General features: G+C 46.6%; 15 protein-coding genes. 6 read left to right on the top strand and 9 right to left on the bottom strand.

Annotation, left to right across the window (positions count from 1 at the left end):
* Positions 1-3: 3 nt before the first annotated feature.
* Together ASC49_RS00545 and ASC49_RS00540 are read right to left on the bottom strand one after the other, a co-directional pair.
* The gene (locus tag ASC49_RS00545) at positions 4-2478 is read right to left on the bottom strand and encodes a putative bifunctional diguanylate cyclase/phosphodiesterase (RefSeq protein WP_055461261.1); all 2475 of its coding nucleotides are present in this window, start codon (positions 2476-2478) and stop codon (positions 4-6) included.
* Complete coding sequence (locus ASC49_RS00540) at positions 2475-3383, bottom strand: substrate-binding domain-containing protein (RefSeq protein WP_245624595.1); 909 nt, start codon at positions 3381-3383, stop codon at positions 2475-2477. The genes ASC49_RS00545 and ASC49_RS00540 overlap by 4 nt, the downstream gene beginning before the upstream one ends.
* A 310-nt stretch (positions 3384-3693) precedes the next feature.
* Between ASC49_RS00540 and ASC49_RS00535 the strand changes: the two genes are divergently transcribed.
* The 5 genes from ASC49_RS00535 (at position 3694) to ASC49_RS00510 (ending at position 8573) form a co-directional block, all read left to right on the top strand.
* On the top strand, positions 3694-4818 hold the full coding sequence (locus tag ASC49_RS00535; RefSeq protein WP_055461260.1) for a substrate-binding domain-containing protein: 1125 nt from the start codon (positions 3694-3696) through the stop codon (positions 4816-4818).
* Positions 4819-4914: 96 nt separating this feature from the next.
* On the top strand, positions 4915-6936 hold the full coding sequence (locus ASC49_RS00530) for an NADPH-dependent 2,4-dienoyl-CoA reductase (RefSeq protein WP_055461259.1): 2022 nt from the start codon (positions 4915-4917) through the stop codon (positions 6934-6936).
* Positions 6937-6987: 51 nt separating this feature from the next.
* Positions 6988-7599, top strand: coding sequence for a peptide-methionine (S)-S-oxide reductase MsrA (msrA, locus tag ASC49_RS00525; protein ID WP_055461258.1), 612 nt, complete (start codon positions 6988-6990; stop codon positions 7597-7599).
* A gap of 396 nt (positions 7600-7995) precedes the next feature.
* Positions 7996-8253 (top strand): type II toxin-antitoxin system Phd/YefM family antitoxin, encoded by a 258-nt coding sequence (locus ASC49_RS00515; protein ID WP_055461256.1) that lies wholly within the window; start codon positions 7996-7998, stop codon positions 8251-8253.
* On the top strand, positions 8241-8573 hold the full coding sequence (locus tag ASC49_RS00510; protein WP_055461255.1) for a type II toxin-antitoxin system RelE/ParE family toxin: 333 nt from the start codon (positions 8241-8243) through the stop codon (positions 8571-8573). The genes ASC49_RS00515 and ASC49_RS00510 overlap by 13 nt, the downstream gene beginning before the upstream one ends.
* On the opposite strand, the gene ASC49_RS00505 is transcribed toward ASC49_RS00510, so the two are convergent.
* The 7 genes from ASC49_RS00505 to ASC49_RS00480 all read right to left on the bottom strand — a co-directional run bounded on the left by ASC49_RS00505 (position 8561) and on the right by ASC49_RS00480 (position 18092).
* On the bottom strand, positions 8561-9328 hold the full coding sequence (locus ASC49_RS00505) for a retron system putative HNH endonuclease (protein WP_055461254.1): 768 nt from the start codon (positions 9326-9328) through the stop codon (positions 8561-8563). The two genes, ASC49_RS00510 and ASC49_RS00505, sit on opposite strands and share 13 nt — an antisense overlap.
* Complete coding sequence (locus tag ASC49_RS00500) at positions 9328-10635, bottom strand: AAA family ATPase (RefSeq protein WP_055461253.1); 1308 nt, start codon at positions 10633-10635, stop codon at positions 9328-9330. The genes ASC49_RS00505 and ASC49_RS00500 overlap by 1 nt, the downstream gene beginning before the upstream one ends.
* 49 nt (positions 10636-10684) lie before the next feature.
* On the bottom strand, positions 10685-12160 hold the full coding sequence (locus ASC49_RS00495) for a restriction endonuclease subunit S (RefSeq protein ID WP_072242007.1): 1476 nt from the start codon (positions 12158-12160) through the stop codon (positions 10685-10687).
* The gene (locus ASC49_RS00490; RefSeq protein ID WP_281175752.1) at positions 12157-13302 is read right to left on the bottom strand and encodes an N-6 DNA methylase; all 1146 of its coding nucleotides are present in this window, start codon (positions 13300-13302) and stop codon (positions 12157-12159) included. Before ASC49_RS00490 ends, ASC49_RS00495 begins: the two co-directional genes overlap by 4 nt.
* A gap of 20 nt (positions 13303-13322) precedes the next feature.
* The gene (locus ASC49_RS20150; protein WP_281175751.1) at positions 13323-13790 is read right to left on the bottom strand and encodes a type I restriction-modification system subunit M N-terminal domain-containing protein; all 468 of its coding nucleotides are present in this window, start codon (positions 13788-13790) and stop codon (positions 13323-13325) included.
* Between the two features lie 99 nt (positions 13791-13889).
* Positions 13890-17438, bottom strand: coding sequence for a type I restriction-modification system endonuclease (gene hsdR / locus ASC49_RS00485; RefSeq protein WP_055461251.1), 3549 nt, complete (start codon positions 17436-17438; stop codon positions 13890-13892).
* A 159-nt stretch (positions 17439-17597) separates the two neighbouring features.
* Positions 17598-18092 (bottom strand): hypothetical protein, encoded by a 495-nt coding sequence (locus ASC49_RS00480; protein ID WP_055461250.1) that lies wholly within the window; start codon positions 18090-18092, stop codon positions 17598-17600.
* A 267-nt stretch (positions 18093-18359) separates the two neighbouring features.
* Here ASC49_RS00480 and ASC49_RS00475 point away from each other — a divergent pair, with 267 nt between their 5' ends.
* Positions 18360-19829, top strand: a complete 1470-nt coding sequence (locus ASC49_RS00475; RefSeq protein ID WP_055461249.1) for a DEAD/DEAH box helicase — start codon at positions 18360-18362, stop codon at positions 19827-19829.
* Positions 19830-19947: the final 118 nt, after the last annotated feature.

The following is a 19947-nucleotide window of genomic DNA, read 5'->3' as shown; positions in this document are numbered from 1 at the left end:
TCATCATAACCAGATAGATCCTGCTGCTGTGTTAGAGAGCATCGTGATAAAAGCGTCTTTAGTGATGGGGTGGGATAAATAATATCCCTGCGCCACATGGCAACCGATACTTCTTAACGCTTGTAATTGAGCTTCGGTTTCCACGCCTTCCGCCACAGCGCAAAGGTCTAAACTGCGCGCAATGTTTAAAATCGAGTCTGTTATCACGTTGTCAACAGACCCTTCATCTAAGCCCGAAATAAAGCTTTGGTCAATTTTCAGAATATCAACAGGCAACTGTTTTAACGCGCCCAAAGACGAGTAGCCGATGCCAAAGTCATCGATAGCGACTCTGAAGCCCAAGCGCTTTATATTTTCAATGGATTCAATACAACGATCGAGTTTGGTGATCATATCGCGCTCGGTCAATTCCAAAATCATGCGATTTGTTACTTCTGGTGCGCGCTCATGGTAGGTCTTCAAGTTCTCAAGCAACGCTTTAGAGAATAGCTTTCGACCCGAAAGGTTGACCGATAATTTGAAGTCTTGACTAACAAGGTCCTGCTGCATGAGCAATTTTAAATCGTGAAACACAAGATCAAAGACGTAATCATCGATATCGACAATGATACCCGTTTGCTCAGCGATTTCTAAGAACTCGCTCGGCATTAGACGCCCTTTCGTTGGGTGTTGCCAACGAACCAAGGCTTCAGCGCCAACGATCAGGCCTGTTTGGATATCAAATTGAGGTTGGTAGTCGACAAATAGCTCCTGGTTAATCAAGGCTTGCTTCAGACCTGAGCTTTTAGACATCAACTCATGGGCTTCGTTTGTCATACTGTCAAGATAAATACGGAAGCCGTCACGCCCACCTCGTTTCGCATGATACATAGCCGTGTCAGCGTTTCGCACGATTGTATCTACACCGCGACCGTGCTCAGGGAACAGGCAAACGCCCACACTGCTGCTGACAAATACCGTTTCGTTACCTACATAATATGGCTGACGCAGAGCTTTGTTAATGGCTTCAGCAAGTTCACTGGCGTGTTGTGTAGTGGCGCAGGAGTGCGCCAAAATCATAAATTCATCGCCGCCTAAGCGTGACACCACATCACGGGAGTCGACTACGGTACGTAAGCGTTGTGAAACTTCAACGAGCAAACTATCACCTACGTCATGCCCTAATGAGTCGTTAACCGTTTTAAAGTTATCGACGTCCAAAAACAGCAGAGCAAAGGTTTGGTGAGAAGAGTGAGCGGTTTTAATTGCAGTGTTGAGTTGCTTATAAATCAGCAAACGGTTCGCTAAACCCGTAAGTGGATCTTGATGAGCTTGTTTATTCAGCTTAGAGCGTTCCTCCTCAAGATCGTTGTAGGTTTTTTTCAAACGACTTGCCATACGGTTAAACGCATTTTCGATGACATCCCACTCATCATGGCGGTTCAATGAGATAGGCCGATCAAAATTATTCAGTTCAATCTCACGGAAACTTTGTTTTAACTTCTTCAAAGGCGAAGTGATGTGGTGACGCACCATATGAGAAATCATGATGACGCCGACGAAAAGTGAAATGAAGCCCATGGCGAAAATCCAACCACGCATATCCATCAGATCCTGACGAAGGTCTAAAGAAATTCGTACAGCACTGTTTTGCACGTTACTTTCGGTTTCTTCCACATAGTCAATGAGGTTGCTTTGTGACTTTAGCAATGCATCCATGACCACCCAGCGTTGTTTCAAGTTAGCCGTCATCTTTCGTAAAATGACTTTGTAATAACGCAAAGTCGCTTCAATAGAGGAAATCGCAGTGGTCACCTCGGAAGAAAGGTTGCGCATGTTGGCTAAATGCATCTCCAAAATAGAGAGCTCTTTACCTACCTTGATGATCACCACCTGCTCAGTGTCAGGTGTGATGCTACTGCGAACGGTGCCCGCTATTTTTCCGGCACTCAAGAACGACTCTCTAATCAAATGCATGATATAGATATCATTAGTTAAGAAAGTTCGATCATTTTCTATCAGCTCGTTAACCGTACTTTTAGCAATAGCGAAATCTAATGCATTAATCTGCTTTTCAAGTCGCTTATCAATATCGGATTGTTCTTTAAGTATACGGTTCAAAGTAACGGAGTTACCGAGGAAACGGTGAAAATCTAAGATGAAATCGTCCATCTTAGTAATAAAACTTGTGTCCTGAGACAACGAGCGAATTTTTTGCAGTTGTTCATCGATATTGAAACCTTCTTCGGAAAGAATTTCCTCATCATATAAAAAGTTCTGCTCAAGCAAGCGAACCCGTGAAGAAAGTTCAAATATTTCACGGCTGATGACGGAATTGACGGTTAACTCTTGTACATGTTGTGCAGAAGACTCTTCTAGTAAGATCTCAATGCTACTCAAAGAGCGAATCAAAAAGATAATACCGAGACCAAACACACCTAAAAGAAGTGTGATGGTTAACGCAAAGCGGACGGATAAGTTGATCTTACGCAACATCATTGCCAAATGCCTTGGTAGATAGTGCGGTAATGGTTTTTGGGATCATAAACGCCGGACTCAATATCGACCTCATGAATATTGTCTTTCACAACAATATGAACGGGTGCTAAAAAACCGCTTTCTTTTAAACCATTAAAAGCGCGGTTTAATTCGTCGACGATTTGCCAGCCCTGCATAAACAAAGGCTCAGGAACGGTGGCCAGCTGATGATTGCCTGATTTAATGCGTTGGTATGCCTCACGACTGCCATCTCCTGCTGAAATATTCTGTGTTTTGATGCCATATCTGTTCAGTGTGGGGACAGCAAAATCGATGTATAAATCATTGATGACTAAAAAATGAGTAATCTGGTCAGGATATGCTTTTAAAAGACGGGCAATCGCCTTTGGCATTTCGCTAGAGATATTGTGTAGAGGAATATCTTCAAGGGATAAAATACTACAGTTGGCACAAGCTTCGATGGTGGTTGCCATACTACGAGCCTTCAACATAGCAATACTGTAGTTCGAGTCGGTGAAGATAACCACCTTTGCTTTGGCTGAGGAAGTAACGATGGCTAACTCCGCGGCTTTACGTCCGACTTCCTCTGCATCCGTCGTAATATTGGTAAACAGATTTAATTCTGGAATGGCTCCTGCTCGGTTAGCAGAGTGCCATCCCACCACGGTAATCCCAAGACTTTTTGCGATTTTTAAAGAATCTAAGTTAGATTTTGCATCGATACCGCCTAACACAATGCCATCAGGTCTTAGGGCAATTGCTTGGTTAATAGCCGCAGATTGTCGTAGCGTAGAGCCATGACCATCTAATAATCGCATATTCCAATTTAACGGTTTTAAGGCTTCGGTCATACCTTTAGCAACGCTGTTTACACCGTCATTTCGCAAGTCAGAAGCAACGAACACAATACGCTTTTGATCTGCAATTGTTGGACCTGAAAGAGGCCCCTGCCATTGATTTCGCGTTTCTATAGCTGAGTTAATGGAGGCATTGTAAGATTCTAAAGAGAGGTCAAGCGCGTAGCTCTCCCTCGAAATCAAAATGCACAGAGTGAACATAAAGCTGTTTATAAATAAAACAGTGAAGGCACTACGAACTTTCAAAGTTACAAACCATTACCAAATAATTGAATTAATTAAGAAAGAAAGTCTTTTTGGGAATAGCTTATATTGTATTCTTTTATGGAGGAAAATGCTGTTTCAATGAGGTACAACAATGTCTAAATTTGTAAAAAGTCTTATGTGCTTGCTACTTATTTCCTATGAGGCTTTTGCAATTGAGTCGTCATCACAGACTGAATCAAATGCAGCGTCGTTAACATATTGGTTACCGGAAGAGCTTAATCAACCGAAGTCACTGGAGCACTTTCAGACCGTTGTAAGCTCAAATGCGCACGGTTTAGAGAATACGAATGATGCGATCAAGATTGCGCTGATTTATCCTAGCGCCGATTTATCTGATTTTTGGTCACGAAATTATCACGCTCTAACATCACGATTAAATGATTTGAGAATCGCCTACACCATTGACGAATTTAGCTCTCGTCAGATTGATCATGCTCTACAGACTTATTACACCGATCAGGTGCTGGCAAAAGAAGAGGCTTATGACTATGTTATTTTTGGTCCTTCTGAATTGTCTGTTCAAGCAGATAACATCCAACGTCTTGCCAGTTCAGAGGCTTTTAAGACCTATATTTGGGCATTTCACACGCCAATGAAAAATTGGACACATCAACCTGATGCTTGGTTTGATTTCTCAAGCGCGAAAGGGGCCGCTGCGTTGTGTGATTTTGTGATTAAGCAATTGGGTAACGATGTTTTCTATGCTATGAATCGGGGGATTCCAGGGATAACGGACGATCAACGATCAGGAGACTTCAAAGCTTGTGTCACTGAACGAGGTAATTGGTTAAATCTCTATGAGCATTTTGGGCAATACCAAGCAACTGGCGGCCGTGATGGCGTAGAGCTGGTTATTCAAAGTTTTCCTGAAGTCACCATGTTACATAATGCTAATACCGCTATGACGTTGGGGGCGTTGGAGTATTTGCAAGAGCAAGGGCTGCAACAGCAATTGTTTGTAACAGGTTGGGGAGGGACTGCGGCGGAAATTGAATTGATTAAATCCGGAGACCTCAGCGCAACACCTATGAGAATGGGGGATGACGTAGGCGTGGCCACGGCCGAAGCGATAAAATTCGACTTGTTAGGCAAGTCAGATCAAGTTCCTCAAATCTATCTAGGCCGTATTGAAGTCGTCGATAAAAGCATGTCCAACGAACAAATTGATAAACTCACTGCAGAAGCCTTTCGCTATTCGGGCGTCGAAAACGAGTAGGCTTTTTTGCAAGGGGTTATGAATCGATTTGTCATAGGAAGCACGGGATAGCTTTGCCATTATTAAGTGATATTGGAACAGTGCGGAGCTTTGTCCATGTCACAACAAAAGAATAATAATGGCGTCTATTCACATCTTTTTGAGCCACTTGACCTTGGCTTTACGACACTCAAAAACCGAGTCCTAATGGGCTCTATGCATACGGGGCTAGAAGAGAAAGATCAAACTGGCGAGCGGCTAGCGGCGTTTTATCGCTCAAGGGCAAAAGGCGGTGTTGGTTTAATTGTCACCGGTGGATTTAGTCCCAATGCAGAAGGCTCACCGTATCCATTTCCATATCAGCCGTTAAACCCTGTGGTGCATCGAAAAATCACTCAAGCGGTTCACGACGAGGGCGGTAAAATCTGCCTGCAAATCCTGCATACAGGGCGTTATGCCTTTCATCCCAAACTCGTGGCGCCATCGGCGATTACCGCACCGATTAACCAGTTTATGCCGAATGTTCTGACCGAAGAAACCATTGAAAAGCAAATCCAAGACTTCATGGATACGGCACTGTTTGCCCGAAACGCGGGCTACGATGGTGTTGAAATTATGGGCTCAGAAGGCTACTTGCTTAACGAATTTGTCGTGACTCGCACCAATCAGCGCGACGATGAGTGGGGGGGAGATTATCAAAATCGGATGCGTTTTCCGGTTGAAATTGTACGTCGAATTCGCGCAGCCGTGGGTGAAGACTTTATCTTGATTTTTCGGTTGTCCATGTTGGACTTGGTTGAACAAGGTTCTAGCTTCGATGAAATTGTCGAGCTTGGTAAAGCGATCGAACAGGCAGGGGCGACGATTATTAATACTGGGATTGGTTGGCATGAAGCACGGATTCCAACCATCGCGACCTGTGTGCCACGGGCAGGGTTTAGCTGGGTAACAAAAGCCTTTAAAGAGCACTTCTCCATCCCCGTGATTGCCACCAACCGTATCAATACCCCAGAGGTAGCAGAACAAGTATTGGCAGATGGCTGCGCTGATATGGTTTCCATGGCGCGACCATTTTTAGCCGATCCTGAATTTGTCAATAAAGCCAGACAAGGCAAGAGTGAGCATATCAATACCTGCATTGGCTGTAACCAAGCCTGCTTGGATCATGTGTTTGAAGGTAAGGTCGCCAGTTGTTTGGTGAACCCCTTAGCTTGCCATGAGACTGAATTGATTATAACGCCTGCAGAAGCCCCAAAAAGAGTGGCCATCGTTGGCGCAGGCCCTGCGGGAATGGCGGCAGCGTTAACGGCCGCGAAACGGGGCCATCAAGTGACCTTGTTTGACGCAGGAGATCACATCGGCGGGCAATTTAATATCGCTAAAACCATCCCCGGCAAAGAAGAGTTCTACGAAACCCTCAGATATTTTGCTCAGCAACTGAAAGATTATCGGGTCAGCCTGCGTCTAAATACTAAAGTGGATGCAAACCTGCTCAATGAGCTGGACGTAGATCATGTGTTATTGGCCACTGGCATTCGTCCTAGAACACCTGATATCAAAGGCATAGAGCACGAGAAAGTGCTGACATACTTAGACGTGCTCAAGCATGGCAAAGCCGTTGGTAAGCGCGTTGCCATTATTGGCGCAGGGGGAATTGGCTTTGATACCGCAGAATATCTGTTGGCTAATGAGCATCAAACGGATGTAGACAGCTTTGCCCGACAATGGGGAATCGACCAAACCTGGCAGCATCGTGGTGCCGTGTGTCAGCCTGAACCCAGTGCCCAGCCCAAGCGTACTGTGTATTTGTTACAACGTAAGGCCAGCAAAGTGGGGGCTGGCTTAGGCAAAACCACCGGCTGGATTCATCGTACTCACTTGAAACAGCAAGGCGTTACCATGCTATCGGGTTGTCAGTACCAGCGAATTGATGATGACGGTTTATGGATCGAGCAAGAAGGTCAAAGCCGATGCCTCAATGTAGACAACGTGATTATCTGTGCTGGACAAGAGCCAGAGCGTACCCTAGTCGAAGGATTAAATAAGCCGTTTACATTGATTGGCGGCGCAGACGTTGCCAAAGAACTGGACGCCAAACGTGCCATTGAGCAGGGCACCAAAGTCGCTATAACGCTTTAGAGGGCGGCCAATCTGTCCTCCAAAGCGCAGAAAAATATTGGAGGACAGATTATGAAAGCTTTAACCCTAACCAGCGTGCTAGCAATCAGTACCCTAGTCGTCACACCGCAAGTCTCCGCCGAGCAGCAAACCATGATTGCTGCAGGTGGCTGTTTCTGGTGTGTGGAATCCGACTTTGAAAACCTCGATGGCGTGATTGATGTAGTCTCAGGCTACACCGGTGGACATGTGGCGAACCCTTCTTACCAACAGGTTTCCAGCAAGAAAACCGGTCACTATGAAGCCGTCAAGATTACCTTTGATGATGAAATCGTTAGCTTAAAAGAGCTAACGGACTACTACTGGCGCACCATCGACCCAACCGATGCCAAAGGCCAATTCTGTGATAAAGGCGAACCCTACCGTACAGGCTTGTTCTATCAAAACGAACAGCAGAAGGAAGTGTTTGAAGCCTCTAAAGCACAAGTGCTGCAAAGTAAACCTTTCGGCGCTGATATCGTCACCGAAATCCTACCCGCCAAAGAATTCTACCTAGCGGAAGACTACCACCAGAACTACTACACCAAGAACCCACTACGTTATAAGTTCTACCGCTATAACTGTGGTCGCGATAGCCGTATTGAGGAGCTTTGGGGTGACGTCGCGAGTAAGCAATATCATTAGACACTGAGATATCTAGTGTTCCTTCCCCTTGTTTCTTTAAGGGGAAGGCTAGGATGGGGATGGGGATGGGGTTAAAGCTCCGAATACCAACAGTAATTCTTGAAGCTAATACCTTGTACGAGGGGAATCTTTCCCCGATTCTGACTAGCATAACTGGAAAATGGTTGATCAGTATTGGGGCTCTCAACCTTGGTTTGAGGCATCCTCCCATGCAATTCAATTGGCTTGCGCATGTCTCGGTTCGTGCCTCACCACCGACGCGTCAGCGCCAATTAAACGCATGGGATTCTGCTAATAAGTGCGCCGAGATAATTAGAGCTCCTTGTTATGTCTATTTATTAGCCGTCAAAGTGATACAATAGTGCTACTTTTGACTATTTCTTTGGAGCAGATCAGATGAAAGTCGAGTTAGTGACTTCTTTAAAACGCCAAGCGACTAAAATTCTTGCAGATCTTCACGAGTCAAAAGAACCCGTTTTGATCACAGAGCACGGTAAACCCTCTGCTTACCTAGTCGATGTGGAAGACTACGAGTTTATGCAAAACCGCCTCGCCATTTTAGAAGGCATTGCCCGTGGCGAGCGAGCGTTTGCGGAAGGAAAGACTTCGACCCATGAACAGGCCAAGGAAAAGATGGCGAAATGGCTCAAATAGTTTGGACGGATCCAGCGCTTTCAGACCTAAATGATGTCTCAGAGTACATCGCACTGCAAAATGAGTCAGCCGCTAAAGCTCTAGTTCAGCGCGTCTTTGCTAAAGTAGAGCGCCTCGCAGACTTTCCTGAATCCGGTCGTATTCCGCCTGAATTAGAGCATTTATCCTACCGCGAAGTCGTCGTGCCACCTTGTCGAGTGTTTTACAAGCTTGAAGCTGATCAAGTGTTGATACTCTTTGTAATGCGCGCAGAACGCGACTTACGCAAGTTTTTATTAAGCAATAGAAAAACGCCCTATAAGCCCAATCAACCATTGTAGTTTATGGCGCTCAGATGCGTTTCCGCTGCGTCACCCAAATAGCTACGAATGCTGGTAAAAAACTTTGGCCAGTGGCCACTCGCGTTCTTCCTTAGTATTGCTTTGGCAAGTCTTTCACGTGCTATGCCAATAGACATACCTTGAGTAACTAGTGTTTGAAGCTGAGCATTTAAGTCATTTAACACCGCACTGCGCAGTCGTTTTAATCGCTCAGCATCTAAATGAAGTTCGTCAATTGTGTTTTGTGCTGTTTGGGCATTAATATTTGCCAAAAGACAATTATTAGCATCAACGCTAAAGTGGCCGCTGGCTCTATCGCAAGAAAACAGTCTTGGAAAAGCAGGAATGAGAAGGGGGTTTAAAATAACGCCATCTAAATTCTTGTCCCCTTTGGGAACATCGCAAGAGCTATCTGGGCTGGTAAAGCGATTGCCCGCATCAACAACGTTACGCTGACTACCACCGTGACAACAGCCTAAGAGGTTTTGCCAATCTAAATGCCAATTATGAGGCGTTGACTGGCCTGACTTGGGGTGGAAATGCTCAACACGAAAATCGGACTCGTCATGGCCTGTACTCTGCAAAAGATCAATTTCGCAATAAGCACACAATCCCCCTTGATCCACGATCAGACGTTGCTGTGTTTCGATGCGCCGATCTTGAGTGCTTCTAAACTGCTCCCAAGTATTGGCAGGTTGCTGAGTCCGATAATGCCTTAAACGAGCCGGTTCAATTCCTTTTGATACCTTTTTCATTATTGCTCACGCTCCCACTCTTTTATGCGAATATCCATGTCTAAGCGGGCCAGTTCAGGCTCATGCTCGGCTCCCCATTCGTCTAGGGTTTGGCGCATTTCGAGTGCTTCTTTCGAGTCCCATTTATCCGCGGCTACCAGTGCTTGATATTGCTCCAACGTTTTTACGATATTCAAAGCTTCGACCCGAGGCGACTCAAGTCCTAATACATCCAGTAAAACCTGTTGTGCCTCAGCCCCTTCAGAAAAAGCAATCGGGACTAATTCGGGTGCGCCTTTTTTCCAGTCGATGACGCGAAGTGATTGCGGTTTAACAGATGAGATCACTTGAGGACTATGGGTGGAGACAATGAATTGCACATTAGGAAAGGTGCGCATTAGATCCAAGAGAATGGTTTGCTGCCACCCTGGGTGCAGATGTAAATCCACTTCGTCAATCATCACTACACCATGGCTGTCTAACGGTGAGTTCATATCTGGATTATCTGGATTGGCTTCCGCCATGCGCGCGGCGATATCCATGACCATCGCCAATGTGGTGCGGTAGCCATCGCTAAGTTGCTCAATACGTAATTGCTTTTTGATCCCATCTTGCTGCCAATCCACGTAAATACCAGCAGGATAAGCGCCTCTAGGGTTAGAAAATGCAGGGATCATTTTATTCACTGCTTCACGAATCGCTCGAAGCTCCGCGATCTCGATATCAAAAGAGCGAGCTTCCTTTTGCTTGTTATTTTCAATCTCTTCCAAAGAATAAAAATACTCAACGAAACCACGAAAGTTGGTTCGGCTCTCAAGGCAGCCTTTCAGCGCATCGAATCGCGTAAAGTTTTTGCCAAAACCTCGCTTGCGAGCAGGCACATCAAATACACCGCGACCAGCACCGTAATAGGCAAAGATAGGTAACTCAAATGCTATACGATTGTTAAACTGTTCAATAAACCCATCAGCGTATTCATTGATGGGTTTAACCCCCAACGCCTCAGGGATTTGCTTGGCGGTGCCTTTTGCCTTGTCTCTTTTTTCGGTTCGATCCCACTTAACCCCCTCAAACGACTCCGCCGTGATGCGCATATACGCCGGTTTGCTTCCATCAGGATAAATCTGAAAATCCGTCTCTTTCGGATTGATGCCATTGACACCGGGGAGGCGAGTTAAAAATGGCCCCAACGCGGTGGCTAAACCATCTAAAATACTGGTTTTCCCTGCACCATTTTTGGCAACCAACACTGTAAGTTGCTTATCAAATGAAATGGTAAAATCATCAAATCGTCTAAAATGCTCTAAACGAAGGGATTCTATTTTCATGTTTCACAACTCCAGCCGAGAATATGGGTTAAAGAAAAAAAGAGAGCCATCATTGTAACGTCTTAGCGGCGCGACCAGTAGTTTTCTTGCCTGCTTTCTTTGCCGCTTTTGCCAGCGCTTCCGCCTCGGCGCGGGCGGTGGCGATGCGTTTCAGTAGTTCGTCGGCGGGTTCGTCGCTTGGATCTTGTGGCACCAACTCGCCACGAAATGCCTTGGCTAAGATGGATTGGGTCAGTTTATCGACTCGCTGTTGGGCTTTTTGCACTTGGGCTTCGATGGTATTGGCAAAGGCAAAGTATTGATCCACAAGGCGAACGATTTCGGTTTGTTCTGTAATAGATGGCAGTGGAATATCTAACTCTTTTATGGGCCCTAGAAACAGATTAGATTGAGCAGTGGATCTTGAACTATCTTCAATGTTTTTTTGAAGCAGTGGCGATTGTAAAGCTAACATCAAATACTTATTAAAAATAATTTCGTCAATACCTCTTACAAGAGCAGCACTTCTTACCATCACATATTTATCATCTTCATCCACTAAGCAGACTCTTCCAACAGAACCTGAGCAAGAAATTAAAATATCACCTTTGTTCGGATCACAACGTTTTCTTAGTTTTAAAAACTCATCATTGCCGACGTAATCGACATTATCCAAGGCTATATAACCGTCTCTTACATTTCTAGCAGATAATAAATAGTGTCCAGATTCTTCTCGTTTTGGTGTTTTGTGCTCACCATCAGTTATTTTCAGAGCGACACTACTTAGCTTTACACATAACCATTCTTTAGGTGCTGAATATGACAAGTGTCCTTTTTTAGCTACTAGATCTTTTTTAATTGCTTTGTTGTTAATTAAGTTTTCTTTTATTAACTTAATTTCATTAAAGTTAACTTTGGCCGTCTTATTTTCTTCTCTCCACTTCTCCGTCAATTTCCCACTCACGGCGGCGGCGAGGACGGATTGGCGGAAGCGTTTCAGGATGGCAGGGATGCCGTCGAGGCGGGCTTTAATGGTGTCTACCTGCGCTAAGGCTTGATCCAGCTTTTCAACGATGCGTTTTTGCTCGGCTAGAGGAGCAAGAACAAAAGGGGCTTGCTTACCATCTTTTGTACCTAGTCTAGGCATATTTACACCATAACTAACTGCATTCACATAATTCCTGAACTCTATGCCTTTCAACCAATAGAATAAGAAGCGCCCTTCAACTAAGCCTTTTTCCGCTCTTAGTGGAACGATTTCAGAGGTACAAATTCCATCTTCAGAAGCAATAATAACTTTATTCAAATATGGGCGGAGTTTTCCATATAGGACATCACCAGCCTTAAACAAGTTTTTAGAGCTCTTAGGTTGTCGCTCCGAAAAGCTAATCTTATTTAAAAGTTTTGATGAGTTTTTCTCTATATCTTCTAGTTCAAGCACCCACGTATCGTTTGATATATCGCCTATGTTGGCTTTTTCTGTGCGGCCATAGTCAACTATCTTCCCCAGCGTAGTTTTCATCCACCCCTTTGGTAATTCGCTCACGCTTGGCCTCCCAATAACTCAGCTTGGTCTTTGGGTTCGCTATGCTCTGGCGTGTCTTCTACCGCTTTTTCCTCTAAACCAAAGGCTTGTTCAAGCAGTTGCTTTTGCGCTTCGGCTTCATCGTCGGCACCGAGGGCTTGCATCAGTTGGTAAAGTTCGCTCATGGCTTCGGTGAGCTCTACCATAGCTTCGCCAGCTAATATATCGGGCTCGGGTAGGTTTTCGGCGCTGCTGGCTTCGAGGTCTTTGATCCATGAGATGTCTAGGCTGTCGCCTTTTTGTTCGCGAATGTAGTCGCGGCTAAACACGCGCCAGCGGGCGGTGTCGTCACCTTCGTCGGTAGATAGCCCGTCGATTTCCCCTAGTTGTGTATAGACGCCCTCGACCCGAGGAGACTGGCCGTTGGCGTCTTCGCCATAGGCAGCGATAAAGCCCTTAAAATGATCATCGGTCAGCATGCGGCGCTTACCAAAGGTTTGCATATTGGTACGCATATCGTAGACCCATGTGGCTTGAGTGCAATTCGTGTCTTGATGTGGGTTGTCTGGGGTGCCTTTTTGGAAAAACAGCACATTGGTTTTCACGCCCGCGGCGTAGAAAATACCAGTGGGCAAACGCAAAATCGTATGCAGGTTGCACTTGTTCATCAGATCGCGGCGAATATCGGTGCCTTTGCCCCCTTCAAACAATACGTTATCGGGGATCACCACCGCGGCGCGACCACCGGGCTCTAGAGTCTCGATAATATGCTGCATAAAGCACAGCTGTTTATTGCCCGTCTGATGGACAAATTTACGGGTGATATTGGTGCTGGCGGCGCTGCCAAACGGTGGGTTGGATAGCACCACATTGGCCTTTGGAATGCTGCTGCCATCGGCACCAAGCGTGTTGCCAAGGCGAATCGCGCCGTGTTCGCTGTCGCCATCAATGTCGTGCAATAGACAGTTCATAAGGGCCAAGCGGCGGGTTTCTGGCACCAGTTCTAAGCCTACAAAAGCACGACTGCGCTGGAATTCTGCATCGTCGTCACTCAATCCATCTAAGTTATCTGTATGGGCTTTGATGTACTTGTCCGCTTCGATTAAGAAGCCTGCGGTGCCTGCCGCTGGGTCTTGGATAATCTCGCGCGGTTGTGGCTTCATGAGTTCAACAATGGCGCTGATCAACGGGCGTGGGGTATAGATTGCCCTGCGCCAGACTTGGTTTCATTGGCGTTGCGCTGCAGTAAGCCCTCGTACATATCACCGAAGTCATCACGGGCTTTGCCCGTACCGTCGTTGTCGTACCAGTCGAGCTTGTCCATGCTGTCGATCAACTCGGTGAGCTGGGCGGGCTGGGTAATGGTGGTGGTCGCGTTCAAGAAGATCGCCTGCACGATGGCATGATGATCACCGTCGAGCTTGTTTAATAGGGATTTATAAAAGCGATGCTGTTCAATACCCACTTTGCCTTTGAGGTCTTTCCAGCGGTAGCCTTCAGGTAAGAGGTCGTCTTCTTGGCCGGTTTGCTCACACATTTTTATAAACAGTAAAGAAGCCAGTTCGTTGACGTAGTTTTGGTAGGACACACCACCATCACGTAGGTTGTCGCACAGTTTCCAGAGTTTGGCGACCAGCTCATTGTTGTTCATAAAACGTCTCTATTAATACAGCGATTGAATTAGATCCATTGGGCTTAGCCAATGATTGGCTAAGCCGCGTTAGGGAAATTTGGGGCGTATGATACCGAGCTAGGCGAGGTCGTCCCAGATGTACTCGTTAAATTTTTGCAAAATCTCATCCAGCTCGTTATTCAGGGCTTCTTGTAGCTTGCGTTTGCCGCCATCGCGTCGGTAGTTTCCGATTTTATAAACATCGTCGTCGAGCACGACTTTGTCTTTAATGGAGCTGGCAAGGCGGTCAAGCCATTTGATCTGCACGGTATTCCAATCTTGCTCCGTTTTGATTTTATCGAGCGCATGATCGACACGTTCATCAAAGGGCAGCAATTGTGGGTTTTTCATACTGGCGCGGCGAATATGTCCGACCAGCTTAGCAGCAATATCTTGGTTGGTTTTCTGCTTCCATGCGGTTTGTAGCGCCGATTCGTCAAAGTGCTTGGCATCGAACCATTCTTGCAGCTCGACCAACCCTTTACGGGTCAGATCCCGCGGGCGATTGACCACCGCATCGAGCGCCGCCAATCGGTTTACATTGTCGGTGACCAACTGGTCGAAGGCATTGAGAAAGTCGTCGGGTTGGTTGTAGTCCCCGTAGAGGGTTTCCACGCCGATCACCTTGTCTTCCATATCGCTAAAAATAGGGCGGTCGCGTAGGCTGTTTAAGGTGCGCTTGAGGTCGTCGATTTGCTCAATAAAGTTGGGCAATTGCGCGAAGTATTGGGCCGCTTGGCGTGGGCCTTGGTTTTTGATCGTGTTAGCAAACTGCGCAAAGGTGCAGCCGGCGATATTTTTTAGACGCTCGTCCAAATGTTGGACGTGTTGCTCCACCTCGCGGCTACGATCTTTTTGGTAGGTCGCTTGGGTGATCACCCGCTGTAATTTCGACACCAGTTGTTCATGGCTGTTGTCTGCAAACGATTGACCGTTGCTTTCTATCACATCGTAGGTCTTGTCATCGCTGATTTCAGCGACCAAGGTGGGCAAGGTGACATTAGGGCGCACGACGACGGCCTTCATGGTATCGACGGTTTCCAGCGTCGAAAACACATCCACCGCGTCAAAAATGCGGAAGCTGGTTTTACCCACTTCTGGACACAGACGTGTGGCACGGCCTTTCATTTGCTCATACAAAATCCGGCTGCGTACTTTGCGCATAAAGACCAAGTTACAGATGCTCGGAATGTCGATGCCGGTGGTTAATAGGTCCACGGTGACGACGATATTGGGCAGGCGCTCTTTCTCAAAGCGGGTAATCAGACTTTGTACCTTGTTGGCGTCTTTATCTGCATTACCGGTGATCTTCATGATCGCGTCGTATTCAAGCTGAGCATATTTAGGATTACCTGAGTTTAAAAATGCGTCCCGTAGGGCAGCGACCACCGCGTCTGCGTGTTCGTTGTTGACACAAAAGATCAAGGTCTTCTGCTGGCTAGTGGGATCGAGCCAGTTGGTCAACTCGCCACAAATGGCGTTGGTGAAGTTGGGCAAGATGATGGTTTTATTGAACTGTTCGACGTCGAAATGTTGCTCGTCTTCTAGGGTATCGAGCACTAATTGCCCGGATACCTCCAAACGCTCCACTTGCTCACCTTTGGCAAACACCACGTCTTGTGAATTCAGCTCGGTGTTGATCTTAATTGGTGGCTGGTAGTCATTTAGGTAACCATCGATCACCGCAGTCCGGTAGGAATACTTATAAATCGGAATGCCAAAAATCTGAGTCGTATGCAACGCTGGTGTGGCGGTTAGCGCGAGTTTGAACGCATCAAACTGATCGATCACACGGCGATAGGCGGACATATACTCGCGCTGGTCACGGAATTCTAACTCGCCTTCCGTTTGCTCTTTATCGAGAATATAACCACGATGGGCTTCATCGACGATAATGGCATCGTATAAACCAACGGGGATAAATTCATCGCTTTGCAAAACGCGTTTCACCAAGGATTGCACCGTGGCCACATGGATTTTGGTACTGTCTTCGGGGAAGCGATCCGTCAGCCCTTTAATATTAAAGATGCTGTTAAAAGACTGACTCTGAATACGTGTGTCGTCAAACGAGCCCACCGCTTGATTGCCTAAAGAGCGACGATCCACCAAAAATAAGACGCGTTTGAAGCGTTGGGATTGGATCATGCGATACATGATGGCGATGGCAGTTCGGGTTTTGCCCGTGCCGGTCGCCATGGCTAAAAGAGCGCTGCGTTGACCGGATACAACGGCTTGTTCCACTGCTCGTACAGCATCTTCTTGGTAATAGCGTAAGCCAAGATCACTCATGTCAGGGTGACTAGAGAACCACTGATTACGTTGACCAATGGCTTGCGCCAGCTTGCTCTGTAATTCCTCAGGCGTGAACCACTGGGGCAGTGCGTCTGGCTGGTTGGTGTCAATGCGGGTATCGCGATACCAAATGCCACTTTTGCTTTTCATGGCGGCGCTGTAGCTGCGACCATTGGCCGAGAAACAAAACGGAATCTGAAAGCCGTTTGCTTGATACTGATTGATTTTCAGCTCGCTAACGTGCGCCAGCAAGTCTACGTCGTTGGCTGCTCGTTGTTCAAGCTCTGCTTGGTAAGCCAGTGCGTCAAAGGTGCGGCTGTAGCGGTAGGCTTCGTTGAGTTTGCTTTCCACATCGATGTTGTAGCGCTTGGCTTCTACGACGCCTACAGGCCGTAATCCGATAAATAATACATAGTCCGCGAAGCCGATGTTGCCGGTTTCGTCGATAGCAGTCGGCCATTCGGCAATCGCCATGTTGCGGCCCACTTGTGGGCGCGTACCTTGACTGTAGGTGAGCTTTTGCGTGTCAGCTTCCCAGCCAGCAAGTCGTAGTTGTTCATCAATTAAGTAGCGCGTCTCTGCTTCGCTTAAATCCAGTTTGTTGCGATTGGCTTGAGTTAGGGCGGTTTTATGGAAGACTTGGCGATCTGTTTCGCTTAACTTCGCGAGTTCTGCTTCCTTCGCATTTAGCTGTGCTTCAAGGGCGGCAATACGGGCGTCGCTTTGTGCTTGAGTCTCTTGCTCTTTGCTTTCAAAGACGGATAAACGACCTTTTAACTGTGCTAGTTCAGCCTGCTGTGCGTCGATCTCGGCTTGGCTGGCTTGATCGTTTTGCTTAGCTGTCTGTTCTGCTTCGGCAAGTGCCTGCTTTAGCTGTGCGAGTTCTTGCTCGTACGCTTGCGTGTCTTGTTCCGTTCGCTTGCTGGGCAGTCGAAACAGCGGTGCAGCGAAATCCTTATCTTGGCTAATCAGGCGGTAGTACCAAATCGCTAGGCGAAACGCTAAGCGCAAGCACATTTCCGCATCGCTTAGATCGTCGTGATACTTGTGCACGGCATCGTTACCGATACGACGCAGATTATGGAACACATCGAGGATGGTTTGATCGACGTTGGTTTTACGCTGGATGGCTTCGAGTAATTTGAACTGGGTTTCTTGTGGCTCAATATTCAGCAGTTTGCCCAGATGATTCGCTACATATTCACCGAATATTCGTAGTTTTACTAACGTGGTATTTGGATCATCGGGATAGTTCTTCTCTGCCGCTTGCGCAATAGAGAAAAGAAAATCGTTGTGGCCTTTTAGAAAAGCAAAGTTCGATTGAGGCGCTGCCATACTGCCGTAAAATCCTTTTCCACTGTGTCATTGATATAGTGGATGAGTGTACCCTGACAAGCAGCGATGTGGAATGACTGGATAACCATGAAATAGCAACAGCTTAAAAGGACAGATCCCTTGATATCCAAGCGATCTGTTTCCAGAGTCTCTGAGGCTTTATTCGGTAGGCTCGCCCAAATGATTGATGTATTGTCCTTGATGTACTCTAAAAAAAACATTGCATTGGGTTAGATAGGGGCCATTTTCATCTTGATCAACATAAGGGTTAAGCTCCAGCACAACGTCAGTGCCAGTTGCTTCGCCAGTCAGTACAGATTTAATGTCGTTGTATGCTGCGATACGGCTGTTTAGCTTCTCTTTTTGATCGGTCCATGGCATGCGAGCAATAATGTTTGCTTGACGGTTTGGTGCCCTAATCGGAAAAGCCTCTTTTTTTATCAAGATTTCAAATTGCCCGCCATCAGTGATTAATTGCTCCGTTGAGATTGACTCAACATCAACCATGTTATCGACGGTGAGTGTATAGGGCACATGAAAGTACTCTTTACCATTATATTGATATGTTGAATAAGAGGGTGTTTGTGCACACGCACTGAGCGAAAGTAACGCCACTATCCCTGATGCACACTGTTTAATCTGTGAGGAATTCATTTTTCTCCAATAAAAAGCATTCGTTACATGTCCCTTAATTTAGCGTCTTAAACCAATCATTGTTATTGATGAAACCGTCAGAAAAGGTTAAGAAAATCGACTTTGTCCAAGATATTATGGGGCTGCGTGCTACATGCTTTTTTATAGACTGAAAAAAAACAAAGCGATTGTTGCAATCCGTAGTGCGTTTTAAAAAACAAAACCCTTCGCAAATCCCACCCACAAAGGGTAAGCTTCGCGCCTTCCTATCATTGATTGAGTAACCTAATGAATTTTGAGTCCCTCGGATTAGACGCACGTATTTTAAAAGCCTTAAAAGAGAAGGGGTACACGACTCCTAGCCCGATTCAGCAGCAGGCCATTCCGGTGGTGTTGTCTGGTCAGGATTTGATGGCGGCGGCGCAGACGGGGACGGGTAAAACGGCGGGTTTTACTTTGCCGATGCTGCAAAATTTGTTAACTGGTCAAGGGGCGCGAAATAACCAAGTGCGTGCGTTGGTGTTAACTCCGACTCGTGAGTTGGCGCAACAGGTGGCGGATAACGTGGCCTTGTACAGTAAGCATTTGCCGCTGAAAAGTGCGGTGGTGTACGGTGGTGTGAAGATCAATCCGCAGATGCTAAAGCTGCGTGGTGGTGTGGATGTGTTGGTGGCAACGCCAGGGCGTTTACTGGATTTGCACCAGCAGAATGCTCTTAAGCTGGATCGCTTGGAAATCTTAGTGTTGGATGAAGCCGACCGTATGTTGGACATGGGCTTTATTAATGACCTGAAAAAGATTGTTGCCTTGGTTCCCAAAAAGCGCCAGACGCTACTGTTTTCAGCGACTTTTTCTGATCCTATCAAAGAGTTGGCTGAGCGCTTTGTTAATGATCCTGAAGAAGTATCAGTTTCTCCGGCGAATACTAAGGCGGCGACCATCAGCCATCAGGTATTTGAGGTTGATAAGTCTGATAAAACTAAGCTGCTGATTCATTTGATCAAGCAAGAAGGCTGGCGTCAGGTGTTGGTATTTTCAAAGACCAAACACGGTGCTAACCGCATTGCACGTATGTTAAATGCCAAAGACATCACGGCCGCTGCGATCCATGGAGATAAGAGCCAGAATGCGCGCACCAAAGCCTTGGCAGATTTTAAATCTGGTGCCGTGCAAGTATTAGTGGCGACCGATATCGCTGCCCGCGGTATCGATATCAGCCAGCTGCCGTACGTAGTGAACTTTGATCTGCCAAAAGTACCGGAAGATTACGTTCATCGTATTGGTCGTACGGGGCGTGCGGGTGAAACCGGCCACGCCGTGTCTTTTGTTACTGAAGAAGACATTACCGAGCTGTTTGCCATTGAGCGTGTGATTGGTGAACTGATTGAACGTCATGTAGATGCGACGTTCCCGCCAACGAATCGCTTACAAGCTTCTAAATTGGATACACGACCGATTAAACCTAAGAAGCCAAAAAAACCAAAGACACCCAAGACAGATCAAACTGGGCAGGGTAACGTGACTTCAGAGGCGTCAGCCAATACGAAGAAACCTTCGAATCGCAAGCCTGCACCGAGAAAGCCGCAAAGTGACGGCGCAAAGGGTAATGCACCACAAAACCGTGCGCCAAAACCGCGTCAGCCTCGTCAAGGCACAGATAATAAACCGGCATCGAGTAAATCAGCGGATAGCGCATCCAATTCGACTCGCACACCACGTAAACGTACTCGCTCAAGTAGCAACTCAAGCCAGTCTTGATGCAAAGAGGTGTCGTTATTCGTATCGAAATGACGGCACCTTGCTCTCACAAGGTAACCCAATTGCCGTCGATCCGTTTATGATGTCGTAAAACAAAAATATTCCGATCGAGGTGTGC

The organism is Marinomonas fungiae (genome assembly GCF_001418205.1).
GTDB classification, from domain to species: Bacteria; Pseudomonadota; Gammaproteobacteria; order Pseudomonadales; family Marinomonadaceae; genus Marinomonas; species Marinomonas fungiae.
Note: the sequence above shows the minus strand (reverse complement) of the source record. Positions and strands in the feature narration are given on the sequence as shown.

Excerpts from the sequence above, each read along its gene's own strand:
- ASC49_RS00545 (WP_055461261.1), bottom strand. The coding sequence starts at position 2,478 with ATGATGTTGCGTAAGATCAACTTATCCGTCCGCTTTGCGTTAACCATC.
- ASC49_RS00535 (WP_055461260.1), top strand. The coding sequence starts at position 3,694 with ATGTCTAAATTTGTAAAAAGTCTTATGTGCTTGCTACTTATTTCCTAT.
- ASC49_RS00530 (WP_055461259.1), top strand. The coding sequence starts at position 4,915 with ATGTCACAACAAAAGAATAATAATGGCGTCTATTCACATCTTTTTGAG.
- msrA (WP_055461258.1), top strand. The coding sequence starts at position 6,988 with ATGAAAGCTTTAACCCTAACCAGCGTGCTAGCAATCAGTACCCTAGTC.
- ASC49_RS00515 (WP_055461256.1), top strand. The coding sequence starts at position 7,996 with ATGAAAGTCGAGTTAGTGACTTCTTTAAAACGCCAAGCGACTAAAATT.
- ASC49_RS00510 (WP_055461255.1), top strand. The coding sequence starts at position 8,241 with ATGGCTCAAATAGTTTGGACGGATCCAGCGCTTTCAGACCTAAATGAT.
- ASC49_RS00505 (WP_055461254.1), bottom strand. The coding sequence starts at position 9,328 with ATGAAAAAGGTATCAAAAGGAATTGAACCGGCTCGTTTAAGGCATTAT.
- ASC49_RS00500 (WP_055461253.1), bottom strand. The coding sequence starts at position 10,635 with ATGAAAATAGAATCCCTTCGTTTAGAGCATTTTAGACGATTTGATGAT.
- ASC49_RS00490 (WP_281175752.1), bottom strand. The coding sequence starts at position 13,302 with ATGAAGCCACAACCGCGCGAGATTATCCAAGACCCAGCGGCAGGCACC.
- ASC49_RS20150 (WP_281175751.1), bottom strand. The coding sequence starts at position 13,790 with ATGAACAACAATGAGCTGGTCGCCAAACTCTGGAAACTGTGCGACAAC.
- hsdR (WP_055461251.1), bottom strand. The coding sequence starts at position 17,438 with ATGGCAGCGCCTCAATCGAACTTTGCTTTTCTAAAAGGCCACAACGAT.
- ASC49_RS00480 (WP_055461250.1), bottom strand. The coding sequence starts at position 18,092 with ATGAATTCCTCACAGATTAAACAGTGTGCATCAGGGATAGTGGCGTTA.
- ASC49_RS00475 (WP_055461249.1), top strand. The coding sequence starts at position 18,360 with ATGAATTTTGAGTCCCTCGGATTAGACGCACGTATTTTAAAAGCCTTA.